The 16474-nt window shown below is 73.4% G+C and carries 11 protein-coding genes; 9 read left to right on the forward strand and 2 right to left on the reverse strand.

The features are described from left to right. The 4 genes from AB0H64_RS00005 to AB0H64_RS00020 form a co-directional block, all read left to right on the forward strand. On the forward strand, nt 1–546 hold a 546-nt coding region (locus AB0H64_RS00005; RefSeq protein ID WP_357617927.1), incomplete at its 5' end, for an integrase core domain-containing protein. A gap of 94 nt (nt 547–640) precedes the next feature. Continuing rightward, nucleotides 641–1741 (forward strand): o-succinylbenzoate synthase, encoded by a 1101-nt coding sequence (gene menC, locus AB0H64_RS00010; RefSeq protein WP_357617930.1) that lies wholly within the window; start codon nt 641–643, stop codon nt 1739–1741. 255 nt (nt 1742–1996) lie between these two features. Then, nucleotides 1997–3163 (forward strand): elongation factor Tu, encoded by a 1167-nt coding sequence (gene tuf / locus AB0H64_RS00015; RefSeq protein ID WP_357617933.1) that lies wholly within the window; start codon nt 1997–1999, stop codon nt 3161–3163. A 79-nt stretch (nt 3164–3242) separates the two neighbouring features. Next, complete coding sequence (locus AB0H64_RS00020) at nt 3243–3392, forward strand: hypothetical protein (RefSeq protein ID WP_357617936.1); 150 nt, start codon at nt 3243–3245, stop codon at nt 3390–3392. Between the two features lie 102 nt (nt 3393–3494). Here AB0H64_RS00020 and AB0H64_RS00025 read toward each other — a convergent pair whose 3' ends face one another. Further along, nucleotides 3495–6329, reverse strand: a complete 2835-nt coding sequence (locus tag AB0H64_RS00025) for a glycoside hydrolase family 2 TIM barrel-domain containing protein (protein WP_357617939.1) — start codon at nt 6327–6329, stop codon at nt 3495–3497. 212 nt (nt 6330–6541) lie between these two features. Between AB0H64_RS00025 and AB0H64_RS00030 the strand changes: the two genes are divergently transcribed. The 3 genes from AB0H64_RS00030 to AB0H64_RS00040 all read left to right on the forward strand — a co-directional run bounded on the left by AB0H64_RS00030 (nt 6542) and on the right by AB0H64_RS00040 (nt 12591). After that, nucleotides 6542–9457, forward strand: coding sequence for an FAD-linked oxidase C-terminal domain-containing protein (locus tag AB0H64_RS00030; protein ID WP_357617943.1), 2916 nt, complete (start codon nt 6542–6544; stop codon nt 9455–9457). 104 nt (nt 9458–9561) lie between these two features. Then, the gene (locus AB0H64_RS00035) at nt 9562–11004 is read left to right on the forward strand and encodes a DUF1338 family protein (protein ID WP_357617946.1); all 1443 of its coding nucleotides are present in this window, start codon (nt 9562–9564) and stop codon (nt 11002–11004) included. A 57-nt stretch (nt 11005–11061) separates the two neighbouring features. Beyond that, nucleotides 11062–12591 (forward strand): aldehyde dehydrogenase family protein, encoded by a 1530-nt coding sequence (locus AB0H64_RS00040; protein ID WP_357619673.1) that lies wholly within the window; start codon nt 11062–11064, stop codon nt 12589–12591. 656 nt (nt 12592–13247) lie between these two features. Here AB0H64_RS00040 and AB0H64_RS00045 read toward each other — a convergent pair. Further along, nucleotides 13248–13874, reverse strand: coding sequence for a TetR/AcrR family transcriptional regulator (locus AB0H64_RS00045; RefSeq protein WP_357617949.1), 627 nt, complete (start codon nt 13872–13874; stop codon nt 13248–13250). Between the two features lie 161 nt (nt 13875–14035). Between AB0H64_RS00045 and AB0H64_RS00050 the strand changes: the two genes are divergently transcribed. After that, on the forward strand, nt 14036–14890 hold the full coding sequence (locus AB0H64_RS00050) for an SDR family NAD(P)-dependent oxidoreductase (RefSeq protein WP_357617952.1): 855 nt from the start codon (nt 14036–14038) through the stop codon (nt 14888–14890). Between the two features lie 401 nt (nt 14891–15291). After that, nucleotides 15292–16356: a hypothetical protein gene (locus tag AB0H64_RS00055; RefSeq protein WP_357617955.1), complete on the forward strand. Its 1065-nt coding sequence runs from the start codon at nt 15292–15294 to the stop codon at nt 16354–16356. Nucleotides 16357–16474 lie beyond the last annotated feature (118 nt).

Genomic DNA, 16474 nt, shown 5'->3' on the forward strand with positions numbered 1-16474 from the left:
GTCGACGTCAAGAAGCTCGGCCGCATCCCCGACGGCGGCGGCTGGCGCATCCACGGCCGCGACCAGCGCAGCCACGACCGCACCAAAACCGTCGGTTACGACTACATCCACTCTGCCGTCGACGACCACACCCGCATCGCCTACAGCGAGATCCACCCGGACGAGAAAGCCGACACCTGCGCCGCCTTCCTACGTCGCGCCGCCGCCTACTTCACCACTGTGGGGATCACCCGCATCGAGCGCGTGCTGACCGATAACGCCTGGAGCTACCGCCGCAGCACCGTCTGGCGCCAAGCCCTGGCCGACCTCGGCGCGACCGGCAAGCACACCCGCGCCTACCGGCCGCAGACCAACGGCAAGGTCGAACGCTTCAACCGCACCCTGCTGGACGAATGGGCCTACATCCGCCCCTACGCCAGCAACCAGGAACGCAGCTCGGCTCTGCAAGACTTCCTGCACACCTACAACCACCACCGCTGCCACACCGCACTCGGAGGCCAACCCCCGATCACCCGCGTCAACAACGCTCCGGGTCAATACAGCTAGCCTGCCCGCTCCTCCCGGATCGCACCGCCTACCGTAGGACGGAGCGCCCGCACGGCGGGTGGCTCCGACCACGGCCCGGGAGCAGGGAGTCAGCGTGAAGATCACAGGAGTTGAGCTGCGGCGGATCGCGATGCCGCTGGTGGCGCCGTTCCGCACGTCGTTCGGCACCGAGACGGCCCGCGACGTGCTGCTGGTCAGGGTCGTCACGCCCGACGCCGAGGGGTGGGGCGAGTGCGTCGCGATGTCGGAGCCGCTCTACTCCTCCGAGTACGTGGACGGCGCGGCCGAGGTGATCCGCCGCTTCCTGCTGCCCGCCCTGCCGCCGTCGCTGGACGTCCACGCCGTGGGCCGCGCCCTGGAGCCGGTCAAGGGGCACCGCATGGCCAAGGCCGCCCTGGAGACGGCCGTGCTGGACGCGCAGCTGCGCGCCTCCGGCGAGTCGTTCGGGCGCTTCCTCGGCGCGGCCCGCGACCGGGTGCCGTGTGGCGTGTCGGTCGGCATCATGGACTCCGTCCCGCGCCTGCTGGACGCCGTCGAGGGCTATCTCGGCGAGGGGTACGTGCGGATCAAGCTGAAGATCGAGCCCGGCTGGGACGTGGAGCCGGTCCGGGCGGTGCGCGAGCGCTTCGGCGACGACCTGCTGCTCCAGGTCGACGCGAACGCCGCGTACACGCTGGTGGACGCCCCCCGCCTGGCCCAGCTCGACGCGTTCGACCTGCTGCTGATCGAGCAGCCGCTGGCCAACGACGACCTCGTGCAGCACGCCCGCCTGGCGCGGCGGCTGCGCACGCCGATCTGCCTGGACGAGTCGATCGAGTCGGCCGAGCACGCCGCCGCCGCGATCGAGCTGGGCTCCTGCTCGATCGTGAACATCAAGCCGGGCCGGCTGGGCGGCTACCTGGAGGCCCGGCGCGTCCACGACCTGTGCCGGGCGCACGGCGTCGCGGTGTGGTGCGGCGGCATGCTGGAGACCGGCATCGGCCGGGCCGCGAACGTGGCGCTGGCGGCGCTGCCCGGCTTCACGCTGCCGGGCGACACGTCGGCCTCGCGCCGGTACTACGCGACGGACGTCACCGAGCCGTTCGAGCTGAGCGACGGCCACCTGGACGTGCCCACCGGCCCCGGGCTCGGCGTGGACCCGATCCCGTCGATCCTCGACGAGGTCACCACGTCCACGGAGTGGATCCCGCTGTAGGTCACGGACGCCTGGAGGTCCCGCGGCAGGCGGAGGCCCCGGAATAATCCGTTGCCGGGCGGCGCTGAGGCTCGGCACCATGGTCATCATGTTCCGGCACGCCCCCTTCGCGACGCCCGCCACCGCGGGCGCTTCGCGGCGTGTCCGCGACGGCCTGGAGCGCTGACCTCTTCCCGTGCGTCCGAGTGACCCGGCGGGGGGAGGTCGACGACCCCACGGGTCACCACCGGGACTCCAGGCTCAAGGAAGGGCATCATGGCCAAGCAGGCCTACGTGCGGAACAAGCCGCACCTCAACATCGGCACGATGGGACACGTCGACCACGGCAAGACCACGCTGACCGCCGCCATCACGAAGGTGCTCGCCGAGCGCGGGCAGGCCACGTACACGCCGTTCGAGCGGATCGACCGCACCCCGGAGGAGCACTCCAGGGGCATCACGATCAACATCTCGCACGTCGAGTACGAGACCGCCAACCGGCACTACGCCCACGTCGACATGCCGGGCCACGCCGACTACGTGAAGAACATGATCACGGGTGCGGCGCAGCTCGACGGCGCCATCCTCGTCGTGTCGGCGCAGGACGGCATCATGCCGCAGACGCGGGAGCACGTGCTGCTCGCCCGGCGCGTCGGCGTCGAGCACCTCGTCGTCGCCGTCAACAAGGCCGACGGGGCCGACCCGGAGCTGACCGAGCTCGTCGAGCTGGAGCTGCAGGAGCTCCTGGAGAGCCACGGCTACCGGGACGTCCCGATGGTGCGGGTGTCCGGGCTGCGGGCGCTGGAGGGCGCCGCCGAGTGGACGGCGTCCATCGAGGCGCTGCTGCGCGCCGTGGACGAGCACGTGCCCGTGCCGGTCCGGTACGTGGACGCGCCGTTCCTCATGCCGGTCGAGAACGTGCTCACCGTCACCGGGCGGGGCACGGTCGTCACCGGCGCCATCGAGCGGGGCACCGTCACCGTGGGCGACACGGTGGAGGTGGTCGGCCTCGGCGACGGCCTCACCGCGGTGGTGACCGGGGTGGAGACGTTCGGCCGGACGATGGAGCGGGGCGAGGCCGGGGACAACGCCGCCGTCCTGCTGCGCGGCGTCCGCCGCGAGCAGGTGCGGCGGGGCATGGTCCTGGCCGCGCCCGGCAGCCAGCGGGCGCACCGGTCGTTCACCGCCCGGCTCTACCTCCTCACGGCCGAGGAGGGGGGCCGGCGGCGGCCGGTCGCGCCGGGGTACCGGCCGCAGTTCTACCTGCGGACCACGGACGTGCCCGGCGAGCTGGCGCTGGACGGGCCGGCCGAGCCCGGCCAGACCGTGGAGGCGCGGGTCGAGCTGGGCAAGGCCGTCGCGGTCGAGCCGGGGCTCGGCTTCGCGATCCGTGAAGGCGGCCTGACCGTCGGCGCGGGCACGGTCCTCGCCGTCCCGGACTGAGGCACCGGCCCGGCACAAGGAGCGCCCGGAAGCGGAGACGCGGCCGCTTCCGGGCGTCCGTCCTGGGTAGGGGAGGCGCATGGCGACGCTCATGGACAAGCTGCGCGCGTACCTGCGCAGCCCTCAAGGTCAGCAGACGATCGAGAAGGCCAAGCGGATGGCGAGCGATCCGCGCAACCAGGAGAAGGCTCGGCGGTTCATGGACAAGTTCCGCACCAAGCGCCACTGATCCGCCGCCCCCGGCCGGCCGGGCCCCGGCGGCCTGGAGCCGGCCGGGGGCCGGGCCGTGGACGGCCGGGGCCGGGTGGTGGACGGCCGGGTGGTGGACGGCTCAGACAGGGTCGAAGCGCAGCCGGAAGGCGGCCGGCCCGGGGCGCAGCTCGTAGGCGGGCAGCGTGCCGGGGCCGCAGCTCGCCGTGCCGATGCCGTGCTGGGCGAGGTCCAGGTTGACGTGGATCCGGTCGCCCGGCACGAGGTCGGGCCGGTGGCGGGCGTGTTCGAGGTCGGCCGTGGTCCACCGCCGGGCCGTGAGCCCGAACACGGGATCTCCGGCCACCCGCACGCCGCGCCCGCCGGGGCCGGTCAGCGTGGCCCAGCGGACCTCCGCCCGGTGACCGTTCTCCTGCGGGCGGACGTACGGGGTCTGCAACTCCTCGACGGTGGCGGACCAGCGGCCGACCCTGGCCGCCATCCCGGTGTCGGGGTACGCCTCGCCCGGACCCCGTCCGAACCAGGTGACGTCCCCGAGGTCGCCCGGGAGCGCCATGACGACGCCGAGCCTCGGGATCGGGCCGGTCCACTCGCCTTCGGGTTCGACCTCGACGGCGAGCGTGAGGCCGTCGCCGTCGGCGGCCCACCGGTAGGTGACGCGCATGCCGGCGTCGGTTGCGGCGGGCGCCACCCGGGTGCGTACGACGAGCGCGCCCGGCTCCGGCACCGCCACCTCGTCCACGCGGTGGGTGAGCCGGTGCAGGCCGGTCTCCCGCCACGCGGCGGCGAGGCCGCCGTACCGGTCGTTGTCGGTGGGCGCCCGCCACAGCTCCAGGCGGGGCCCGTCGACGTCCAGCCCGAACAGCCGGACGAGCCGCCCGCCGCCGGCGTCGAACCGCCCTCCTCCGACGGCGATCTCCCCGGCGACCGTGACGGGAGAGACGCTCGCGCCCGCACGAGGAGCCGGGTCCCCGGCAGCGCCCTCGGGGGCGTTCTCGGGGGCGTTCTCGGCGGCGGCCAGACGGGTCTGCCCCCACGCGACCTCATGTCCGGCCTCGGCCCACGGCTCGTCGGCGGCCAGCACGGCGCGCACGGTCAGCCACCGCTCCCCGTCCCCCTCCGGGAGGTCGGGCAGCTTGACCTCGCCGCCCTCGGCGGGGACGTCGAGCGTGAACCGCGTCACCGGCTCGCCGTCCGCCTCCACGGTGGCGTGGAAGTCCAGGTGCGACAGGTCGCGGAAGCCGTACCCCCCGCTCACCCGCACGACCCCGTCGCCGAACGCGAAGCGGACCGGCTCGAAGACCTTCTTGAGGTCCAGCAGCCCGGGCGACGGCGTGCGGTCGGGGAAGACCAGCCCGTCGATGACGAAGTTGCCGTCGTGGACCGGCTCGCCGTAGTCGCCGCCGTAGGCGTACTCCAGCTCCGGGTGGGCGAGCCCGTGGTCGATCCACTCCCAGACGAAGCCGCCGGCCAGCCGCGGGTACCGCTCGAACAGCTCCTGGTAGTCGGCCAGGCCGCCGGGCCCGAGCCCCATGGCGTGGGCGTACTCGCACTGCATGAACGGCATGCGCCGCCGCCGCGCGTCGAGCTCGGGGTCGGGCAGCGGGTCCTCGGTGCCGCGCCCGATGGCCTCGACCTCGGCGTGGCCCGCGTACATCCGGGAGTACACGTCGGCGTTCGCGCACGACCAGTCGCCCTCGTAGTGGATCGGCCGGGACGGGTCGCGCTCGCGCGTCCAGTCGGCCATGACGGCGAGGTTGCGGCCGACGCCCGCCTCGTTGCCGAGCGACCACATGATGACGCTCGGATGGTTCTTGTCACGCTCGACCGTGCGGCGCATGCGGTCGAGGTACGCCTCGGCCCAGCGCGGGTCGTCGGTGGGGTTGGCGCGCCAGCCGACCTGGCCGAAGCCGTGGGTCTCCAGGTCGCACTCGTCCACGACCCACAGGCCCAGCTCGTCGCACAGGTCGAGGAAGGAAGGGTGCGGCGGGTAGTGGCTGGTGCGCACGGCGTTGACGTTGTGCCGCTTCATCAGCAGGACGTCCTGCCGCATGGTCTCGTACGGCACGGCGCGCCCGTGCTCGGGGTGGAACTCATGCCGGTTCACGCCCTTGAGCAGCAGCGGCCGGCCGTTCGCGAGCAGGACGCCGTCCTCGATGGAGATCGTCCGGAATCCCACCCGCAGCCGCACGGTCTCCCCGGGGCAGACCACGGCGGCGTCGTAGAGGCGCGGCGTCTCGGCGGTCCACGGCTCCACGTCCAGGGTGACCGGGGTGCCGGGCTCCAGGCCGTCGACTCCCAGCTCGGGCACGCTGAGCAGGCCGGGGCCGTCGAAGCTCAGTGTTCCCCTGCCGTCCTCGTACGAGGCTCGGACGAACACGTCGGCGGTGGACCGGGTGAGCGTGACGTCCCGGAAGATGCCGGGAAGCCACCACATGTCCTGGTCCTCCAGGTAGCTGGCGGCCGACCACTGGTGGACGCGGACGGCCAGCACGTTGCGGCCCGGCCGCAGGTACGGGCCGGCGTCGAACTCGGCGGCCAGCCGGCTGCCGGTGGTGAAGCCCAGCTCGTGGCCGTTGAGCCAGACCCGGGCGTACGACTCGACGCCCTCGAACCGGAGCCGCCCGCCGCTCCACCCCTCGGGCAGGTCGAAGGCGCGCCGGTAGTCACCGGTGGGGTTCTCGGTCGGAACGTGGGGCGGGTCGATCGGGAACGGGTAGGAGACGTTGGTGTAGGCCGGGGCGCCGTGGCCGTGCAGCGGCCAGTGCGACGGCACGGGCAGCTCCTCCCACGCGGAGTCGTCGTGGCCGGGGTCGGCGAAGTCCTCCGGCACGGCGGCCGTCGGCGACAGGCGGAAGCGCCACGTGCCGTTGAGGTCGAGGGAGGGGGCGTCGGAACGCAGAGCCGCCCGGGGCGCCAGGCGGCCCGAGCCAGGGGTGAAGTGTGCGAGATCCATCGCCGCCTCAGCCTAGAGGTTCCAGCCTGTTTCGTCAGCGATGAGTTCGGCGTCCCGGATTTGACGGCCCCTCCGGAATGACGGCCTGCGGGGAACGCAGCGTAAGCGTTGCTTGGGCTTGAGCGGGAATCTGTCGGTCTGCGGGGGCTTGGTTTCGGCCCGGCAGCCCCGCAAGGTGAGACGGAGAAATCCGGACGAACAGGGAGCACACGTTGGGCACGCCCGCCGACACCCGTACGACCGCCCAGGGCGACACCGTGGCCGCCGATGAGCTCGCGCGGCTGGTGGCGGCGCTGCGCGCGGCCGGGTGCGGCGAGGTGGCGGGCGACGCGGGGCGGCGCGCCCAGTACGCCGCCGACGCCTCCAACTACCGGCGGGTCCCGATGGCCGTGGTGTTCCCCCGCGAGCGGCGGCACGTCATCGAGGCGGTCGCGGTGTGCCGCCGCCTGGGCGTGCCGATCACCTCGCGCGGCGCCGGCACCAGCACGTCCGGGCAGGCCGTCGGCTCGGGCGTGGTCCTCGACTTCTCCCGGTACCTCAACCGCGTCCTCGCGGTGGACCCCGAGGCGCGCACGGCGACAGTCGAGCCGGGAACCGTCCTGGACGACCTCCAGAAGGCCGCCGCCGCGCATGGACTGGTGTTCGGCGCGGACCCGTCCACGCACAGCCGCTGCACGCTCGGCGGCATGATCGGCAACAACGCCTGCGGCTCCCACTCGCTGGCCTGGGGGCGTACCGCCGACAACCTGGTGGAGCTGGAGGTGCTCACCTACTCCGGGACCGTGATGACGGTCGGCGCGATGACGGAGCAGGAGGTCAAGGCGGCCGTCGCGGAGGGCGGCGAGCGCGGCCGGCTGGTCGGCGCGCTGGCGGAGCTGGCCCGCCGCAACCTCGCCACGCTGCGCACCGGGCTCGGCCGCTTCCCCCGGCAGGTGTCGGGCTACGCGCTGGAGCACCTGCTGCCCGAGCACGGCTTCCACCTGGCCAGGGCGCTGGCCGGCAGCGAGGGCACGTGCGCGGTGATCCTGTCGGCGACCGTGCGCCTGGTCGCGCCGCCGCCGGCGCGGGCCCTGGTCGTCCTCGGGTTCGCCGGCGCGGGCGAGGCGGCGGACGCGGTCCCCGCGCTGCTGGAGCACCGGCCGCTGGCCCTGGAGGGGCTGGACCGGGCGCTGACCGGGATCGTGACCCGCCCGGCGACCCGGGCCGAGATCGAGGCGCTGCCTCCGGGCCAGGCGTGGCTGTTCGCGGAGCTGGGCGGCGACCCGGCCGAGCTGCCGGAGCGGGCGCGGGCGCTGTGCGAGACGGCCGGGCGCTCGGCCGGGTCCACCGGCGCGCTGACCGTGACCGACCCCGAGCGGGCGCGGCGGCTGTGGCGGATCCGGGAGGACGGGGCCGGCCTGGCGACCCGGCTGCCCGACGGGTCGGAGGCGTGGCCCGGCTGGGAGGACGCCGCGGTGCCGCCCGCGCGGCTCGGCTCGTACCTGCGCGGCTTCACCGCCCTCATGGACCGGTACGGGCTGCGCGGCGCGGTCTACGGCCACTTCGGCGAGGGCTGCCTGCACGTGCGCATCGACTTCGACTTCGGCACCGAGGCGGGCGTGGCCCGGTTCCGGTCCTTCCTCACGGACGCGGCGCGCCTGGTGGCCGAGCACGGCGGCTCGCTGTCCGGCGAGCACGGCGACGGCCAGGCCCGCTCCGAGCTGCTGCCGCTCATGTACGGGCCGGAGGTCATGGCGCTGTTCGAGCGGTTCAAGGACCTGTGGGACCCCGACGGCGGCCTCAACCCCGGCATGATCGTCCGGGCCCGGCCGGTCGACGGCGACCTGCGGGTGGACCCGCGCCGGCCCTCGATCCCGCTGGCCACCGTGCTGCCGCTCGGCTCCGACGGCGGCGACCTGGCCAAGGCGGCCCGCCGCTGCGTCGGCGTCGGCAAGTGCCGCACCGCCGACCACCGGGGCGACGTGATGTGCCCCAGCTACCGCGTCACCCTGGACGAGAAGGACTCCACGCGCGGCCGCGCCCGGCTGCTGTACGAGATGACGCAGGGTCAGGTGATCACCACGGGGTGGCGCTCGCCGGAGGTGCTCGACGCGCTCGACCTGTGCCTGTCGTGCAAGGGGTGCAGCGTGGACTGCCCGGTGGGCGTGGACGTGGCCACCTACAAGTCCGAGTTCCTGCACCACCACTACCGCCACCGGCTCCGGCCGGCCTCGCACTACTCGATGGGCTGGCTGCCGCTGCTCGCCCGGCCCGCCTCGCGGATGCCGCGCCTGGTCAACGCCGTGCTGTCCTCGCGGGTGTCCCCGCTGATCAAGCGGCTGGGCGGGATCGCGCGCGAGCGCGAGCTGCCCCGCTTCGCCGGCGAGACGTTCCTGTCGTGGTTCCGGCGGCGGCCGTCCCCCGCCGGCGAGGCCCCCGGCGCCACGCGCGGGCCGGTCATGCTCTGGGTGGACTCCTTCAACAACCACTTCAGCCCGTCGGTGCTGCGCGCCGGCGTGCGGGTGCTGGAGAGCGCCGGGTACGAGGTCCGCGTGCCGCCGGGCACCCAGTGCTGCGGGCTGACCTGGTTCACGACCGGCCAGCTCGGCACGGCCCGCCGCCTCGGCCGCCGGACCCTGGACGCACTCGGGCCGGCGCTGGAGGAGGGCGTGCCGGTGGTCGGGCTGGAGCCGAGCTGCACCGCGGCGCTGAGGACGGACCTGCCGGAGCTGCTCCACGGGGACGGACGGGCCCGCCTGCTAGCGGAGGCCACCGTGGGCCTGGCTGAGCTGCTGGTCCGCTCCGGGTGGGAGCCGCCCATGGCCGGCGGCCGTTCGATCAGCCAGACCCACTGCCACCAGCACGCGACCAGCGGCTTCGACGCCGACGCCGAGCTGCTGCGGCGCATGGGCGTGGACAACTCCGCGTTGAGGTCCGGGTGCTGCGGGCTGGCCGGCAACTTCGGGTTCGAGCGGGGCCACTACGAGGTGTCGGTGGCGGCGGGCGAGCAGGTGCTGCTGCCGGCCGTACGGGCCGCCGCGCCGGACATGGCGGTGCTGGCGGACGGCTTCAGCTGCCGCACCCAGATCGCCCAGGGCGCCGGCCGCCGGGCCACCCACCTCGCCGAGCTGATCGCCGAAGCACTCTGAGCCCTCCGCCGGCACCACCGGCTTCGCTCCCGCACCACCTTCGCTCGCGCACCACCTTCGCTCGCGCACCACCTTCGCTCGCGCACCACCGGGAAAGGCAACGCATGGCAACGATCACCCAGGGGCGGCTGCGCGCCGCGTTCGCCCGCCGACTGTCCGAGATGTACGGGCGGGAGGTGCCCGCGTACCGGACGCTCGTGGAGGTCTCCCAGGAGGTCAACCACGACGTCCTGCGGCGGGCCGGCGCCGGGGCCGAGCGGCTCGGCTCCATCGACCGGGTCACGGCGGAGCGGCACGGCGCCATCCGGGTCGGCACGCCCGCCGAGCTCCGGCAGGTGGCGCGGATCTTCGGGGCGATGGGCATGCGGCCGGTCGGGTTCTACGACCTGCGCGACACCGCCTCCAGCGCCGTTCCCGTCGTCTCGACCGCGTTCCGCCCGGTGACCCGCGACGAGCTGGCCGCCAACCCGTTCCGCGTCTTCACCTCGATGCTCACGCCCGGCGACCCCCGCTTCTTCGACGCCGGCCTGCGGGACCGGCTGGAGACGTTCCTGTCGGCCAGACGGCTGTTCCCGCCGGAGCTGCTGGAGCTGGCCGGCCGGGCCGAGGACGAGGGCGGGCTGCCGGAGGAGCGGGCCGAGCGCTTCCTGCGGCTGGCCGTCCAGGCGTTCGCGCTGTCCACGGAGCCCATCGACCGGGCCTGGTACGAGGAGCTGGAGAAGGTGTCGGCCGTCGCCGCCGACATCGGCGGGGTGGCGAGCACGCACGTCAACCACCTGACGCCGCGCGTGCTCGACATCGACGACCTCTACCGGCGGATGACCGGGCGCGGCATCACCATGATCGACGCCATCCAGGGGCCGCCGCGGTGGTCCGGGCCCGACGTGCTGCTCCGGCAGACGTCGTTCCGGGCGCTGGCCGAGCCGCGCGCCCTGCGCGAGCCCGACGGCACGGTCACGACGGGGTCGCTGCGGGTGCGCTTCGGCGAGGTGGAGGCGCGCGGGATCGCGCTGACCCGCGACGGGCGCCGTCTCTACGACGACCTGCTCGCGCGCGCCGACCAGCTGTCCCGCGCCGGCGTTCCGGCCGGCGCGTCGGGCGGCCTTCCCGACGTTCCGGACATGAAAGGCTCTTCGGACAGGGACGCGGTGGCGCGGGAGCTGTGGGAGCGGGAGTTCCCCGCCACGGAGCGGGAGCTGGCCGTCCGCGGCATGGGCTTCTTCACGTACCGGGCGGTGACGGACCGCCCGCGCGACGGCCGCCCGCCGGTGACCCGCCTGGCCGAGCTGCTGGACGCCGGGTGGCTGCGCGCCGAGCCCATCGTGTACGAGGACTTCCTGCCCCGTTCGGCGGCCGGGATCTTCCAGTCGAACCTCACCGGCGAGGGCCTCAAGGACGACAGCCGCGCCGCCGCCGGCTACGACCTGGACGCGCTGTCCGGGGCGGTCGGCCGCGACGTGCTGGACCCGTTCGCCCTGTACGAGGCCCAGCAGGAGCGCTCCCTGACCGAGGCCGCCCGCGCCCTCGGCCTGCCCGCCATCACCTGACCCTGGTCCGACCCCCATGTCCACCCCACCGCCGACGGAGACCCGCACATGTCCTCGATCGCACACCCCGCACTTCCCTCCACCGGCGCGCTCCGGCAGCGCGCGCTCGACGTCCTGACCCGCCTGGACGCCGTCCCCGGCGAGGGCGACGGCGTGCGGGCCCGCACGCCCATCACCGGCGGGACCCTGCTCGGCCTGCCCGCCACCACCCCCGCCGGCGCCGACGAGGCGATCCGCGCCGCGCACGAGGCGTTCCTGTCCTGGCGCGCGGTGCCCGCCCCGCGCCGCGGCGAGCTGGTGCGCCGGCTCGGCGAGTTGCTCCGCGAGCACAAGGCCGACCTGGCCGACCTCGTCACGATCGAAGCGGGCAAGATCCGCTCGGAGGCGCTCGGCGAGGTCCAGGAGATGATCGACATCTGCGACTTCGCCGTCGGCCTGTCCCGCCAGCTCTACGGGCGGACCATCGCCTCCGAGCGGCCCGGCCACCGGCTGACCGAGACCTGGCACCCCCTGGGCGTCGTGGGCGTCATCTCGGCGTTCAACTTCCCGGCGGCCGTGTGGGCGTGGAACACCGCCGTCGCCCTGGTCTGCGGCGACACCGTGGTGTGGAAGCCGTCGGAGCTGACCCCGCTGACCTCGCTGGCCTGCGACCGGCTGCTCGCCCGGGCCGCCGAGGACACCGGGGCGCCGCGCGACGTGCACCGGCTGCTGCTCGGCGACCGCGTCATCGGGGAGCGTCTGGCCGACGACCCGCGCGTGGCCCTGGTCAGCGCCACCGGCTCCGTCCGCATGGGACGCCAGGTCGGCCCGCGCGTGGCCGCGCGCTTCGGCCGCTCGCTGCTGGAGCTGGGCGGCAACAACGCCGCCGTCGTCACCCCGTCGGCCGACCTCGGCCTGGCCGCGCCCGCGATCGTGTTCGCGGCGGCCGGCACGGCCGGGCAGCGCTGCACCACCCTGCGGCGGCTCATCGCGCACGAGGACGTCGCCGACGCCCTGCTGGACCGGCTCACCTCCGCGTACGCCGGGCTGCCCATCGGCGACCCGTTCGACGAGGCCACGCTGGTCGGGCCGCTCATCACCGAGCAGGCGCACGACGCGATGCGGCACGCCCTGGACGCCGCGCGCGCCGAGGGCGGCAAGGTCCTCGTGGGCGGGGGCCGCCGCCTCGCCGACGCCGCTCCGGCCGCCTTCTACGCCGAGCCCGCGATCGTGCGCGTCGAGGGGCAGGGCGGCATCGTGCGGGAGGAGACGTTCGCCCCGATCCTGTACGTCCAGACGTACCGCACGCTGACCGAGGCGATCGAGCTGAACAACGCCGTCCCCCAGGGGCTGTCGTCCAGCGTCTTCACCCGGGACGTGGGCGAGGCGGAGCTGTTCACGTCCGCGACGGGCTCCGACTGCGGGATCGTCAACGTCAACATCGGCACCTCCGGCGCGGAGATCGGCGGGGCGTTCGGCGGGGAGAAGGAGACGGGCGGCGGGCGGGAGTCGGGCTCGGACTCCTGGCGCGCCTACATGCGCCGCTCGACCGCCACGGTCAACTACTCGGACCGGCTCACCCTCGCCCAGAACGTCAGCTTCCTCTGACCGCCGCCTGGCCCCAGCTCGGGGCCGGGGGCGGCTCATTCCTTATTTGTCGGCGCCATGGCCACGACCAACCAGACGGGCGGCACGCTGTACATCCTCGGCCCCTCGCTGTTCGGGGCCGCGCTCGCCGCCGCGCTGGACCTCCCGTACGCCTTCGCACCGCGCCGGAGGAGGCCGAGGCCATCCTCCAGTCCCCCGCCGGCCGCCAGATCGCGCAGATGACCACGTACTCCGCCGTCGGCGACCCCGCGGAGGTGGAGGAGTACCTCGAACTCCTCGCCGACACCCACGGCCTGTACTGCCTCAACAAGTGAAGACCCCGGCAGCGGCGGCTGGCGGGGTCGTGATGGTCAGGATGATGCCGGGGTTGGTCACCCGCGTTGGTCGGCCCCCTTCAGGCCAGGAGCCCCAGGGTTTCGGGCGCTTCCCAGACATCCAGCTGCCGGCCGCAGCCGCAACCACAGCCTGGTCGCCGTCACCCTGACCAACGACGATCGGGGTCGATGAAGGCGCGTGGAAGGCGCTCAGTGCCGAACCAGGCTGCCGGGTCTTCGCCGGGATCGAGCCCTGTACCACCGCGCCGCCGAAAGGACGACCAGGGCGACCGAGCGGTCCTCGGCATGGACCCAGGCGATCTCCGCACTCCGGGGGCGAGGTCACCGTTCCTTGATCGCTGTCTCTACCAGGGCACGCGCGGCCCACGTGATGGCCTCCTGCTCCGCCTGCGGGTCAAGGCCGCGGACATCGCGTAGGGCGATCTGCGCCTCCCAGCCGACCACGATGGTCAGCGCCGAGATCAGGCGCTGGAACGACTCCTCGCTCAGGGTGTGACGGAGCGGTTCGCAGGCCTGCTCCAGCCATTCGACCCGACGGGGGGTCCGGCGCGGGGCGGCCGGCTCTTGAGCGTCGTTCGCCGGCGGATCGACGGTCAGACGGATCAGCCGGCGGCCTAGGGGAAGCGACTGCGGCGAGTACTGCAGCAGGGTCCGGATGAGGACGTCCACGCGGGCTACGGGGTCGTCGGCGAGCGCGGGATCGGCCAGCGCCGCCTCAACCGGGGGTTCGTTGAGCGCGCCGGCGGTCGCGTCGATCAGCAGGTGGTCGAGGGTCGGGAAGTACATGTAGATGGTGCGCCGTGACACGTCGGCGGCGGCGGCGATCTCGTCGATGGACGGCATCGCTCCGCCGCCACTCAGGCGGACCGCCGCGTCGACGATCGCTTTGCGGGTGCGGCGGCGCTGCGCTTCGCGTCCACCGCGGCGGACTGGAGCATCACTGGTCATCGTGGCCCTGTCGTTCCTCGGGTTGGTCGGCGCCTGTGTTGACGACCGCTTACGACATGAGTATACATTGATGCAGCAATTGCACACCAGTGCAGTAACTGCATCCCTGTAAGGCTCTGTGAGCGGACAATCCGCCTCTAGAGAAAGAACGGAAAGACATCATGAGCAAGGTCTGGTTCGTCACCGGTTCGTCCCGCGGCCTCGGCCGCAACTTCGTCGAGGCCGCCCTGTCCCGCGGCGACCAGGTGGCCGCGACCGCCCGGAACACCGCGAGCCTTGACGAGCTGGTCGCCGCCTACGGCGACGCGGTGCTTCCGCTGGAGCTGGACGTGACCGACAAGGCCGCCGTCTTCAAGAGCGTGAAGCGGGCAAAGGAGCACTTCGGCCGGCTCGACGTCATCGTGAACAACGCCGGCTACGCCCAGATCGGCGCGGTCGAGGAGCTGACCGAGCAGCAGCTGCGCGACCAGATGGAGACCAACCTGTTCGCTGCGGTGTGGGTGATCCAGGCCGCACTCCCTCACCTGCGCGAGCAGCGCTCGGGGCACATCATCCAGCTGTCCTCGGCGGCCGGGGTCATCGCCATGCCGCTCGGCGGCGCATACCACGCCTCCAAGTGGGCCCTGGAGGGCCTGAACGAAGCCCTCGCCGGCGAAGTCGCCGACTTCGGCGTCAAGGTGACCATCATCGAGCCCGGCGGCTTCGCCACCCGCTCCGGCAAGAACCCCGACCCGCTCAACAACGGCTACATGGCCCAGCCCGACCCGGCCTACGACGATCTGCGCCGGCGCCTGGGCGCGGTCGCCGGCAAGCAGCCCGCCGGCGACCCGGCCGCCGCGGCCCAGGCGCTGCTCAAGCTGGTGGACTCCGACAACCCACCGCTGCGGATTCTCTTCGGCCAGGGCTTCTACCCGATGATCCAGCAGGCCTACGCTCACCGGCTCAAGACCTGGGCCGACTGGCAGGACCTTTCGGCGGAGGCCCAGGGCAAGCTCGGCCAAGAGAGCACGGTCTGAGCCTGGCCTCGGGCCGTGTCGTTGTTGTCGGCCCGACGCACGCCCGCGGCTGCACACGGCCGCGATGGGTGCTCGACAGGCGCTCCCTGTGCTGGGGCGTGCGAGGACGCCCGACGCTGTCGCCCGACCTGATGGAGAACGTCTTCAGCAGGTCGGCGACGGTGTGGTCGCCGGTGGCATGCGTGCGTACGACGTCGGCTACCAGGAGATCGCGTGCTCGCCCTGAGGTCGTTCTGGTGAGCAACGGCGCGGCGTCGACCCCTTCAGCCGCCGCGCCGTGATCACGGCATCGCGCCAGTGCGGAGCATCCCGAGCGAATGCATCCGTTCACCGGCACATGTGCGTACCGGCCCGCCCCGTCACCACGTCAATCACGCAATCGTTCCGTTTAAGGAATAGACATGGCCGTTCAAGCCCCGTTGACGGCCGGCACATCTCCGTCACCCTGGCTGATGGTGGTCAGGGCAGTCGTCCTGCTCACGGCGATCGCCGGTGTGCTGCTCACCGCCTTCGCCTGGCCGTCGGTGCGCTCGTCGGTACACGATGTGCCGATCGCCGTCGCCGGGCCGGCCACCGCCGTCGAGCAGATCAGCACCGCTCTCGGCCGACGCCTGCCGGATGGCTTCGAGATCACCAGGGTCGCCGACACCGCGGCCGCCGAACGGCTGATCGGTGACCGGGAGGTGTACGGGGCGATCGACGTCAGCTCCGGCACCCCGCAGGTCATCATGGCCTCGGCCGCCAGCCCAGCGGTCGCTCAGAGCCTGCACAGCGTCGCGGCCGGCCTCAGCCAGGCGCAGACACAGGGCACCGGTACGGCGGTCGCCGTCCGCGACCTCGTCGCCTTGCCGGCCGACGACCCGCGCGGCGCAGGCCTGGCCGCCGGAGCCCTGCCCCTGGTCATGGTCGGCATGCTCGCCGCGCTCCTGCTGACCAGACTCGTCCGCGGCACCGCCCGCCGGGCCACCGGAGCGCTCGCCTTCGCCATCACCGGCGGCCTGACCGCGGCAGCGATCCTGCAGTTCTGGCTCGGCTCGCTGGACGGCTCCTACTGGGCCAACAGCAGCGCCATCGCCCTGACCATCGCGGCCACCTCCTTGAGCATCCTCGGGCTGGAGGCACTGCTCGGCTACGCCGGTTTCGGTTTGGGCGCCGCCGCCATGATGCTCATCGGCAATCCCCTTTCAGGTGCCGCGACCGCACCCGAAATGCTACCCGGCTGGTCCGGCATCCTCGGCCGGCTGCTGCCGCCCGGGGCCGGAGGCCAGTTGCTGCGCTCCACCGCGTTCTTCGACGGCCACGGCACCACCCACTCCGTCAGCGTCCTGGCCACCTGGCTCACGCTCGGTCTCATGCTGTGCCTGGCCGGCGGCCTGCGCGCGCGCCGTGCCGCCACCCTCGCCGCGGGACCTGCCCGCACGCCCGCATCACCGGCCTCCAGCACGTTCGCGACCCCGACAGGCTGACCCGCATCTCATCGGCGACCCGGGGCGTGACCCCCAAACGCGCACACCAGCGGCGCGACAGCCACCTGACCAGGCATCGCCCCGGGCTTCACCACCCCGACAGCACCGAACACATCCA

Source organism: Nonomuraea sp. NPDC050733 (assembly GCF_040654215.1).
Taxonomy (GTDB): Bacteria; Actinomycetota; Actinomycetes; order Streptosporangiales; family Streptosporangiaceae; genus Nonomuraea.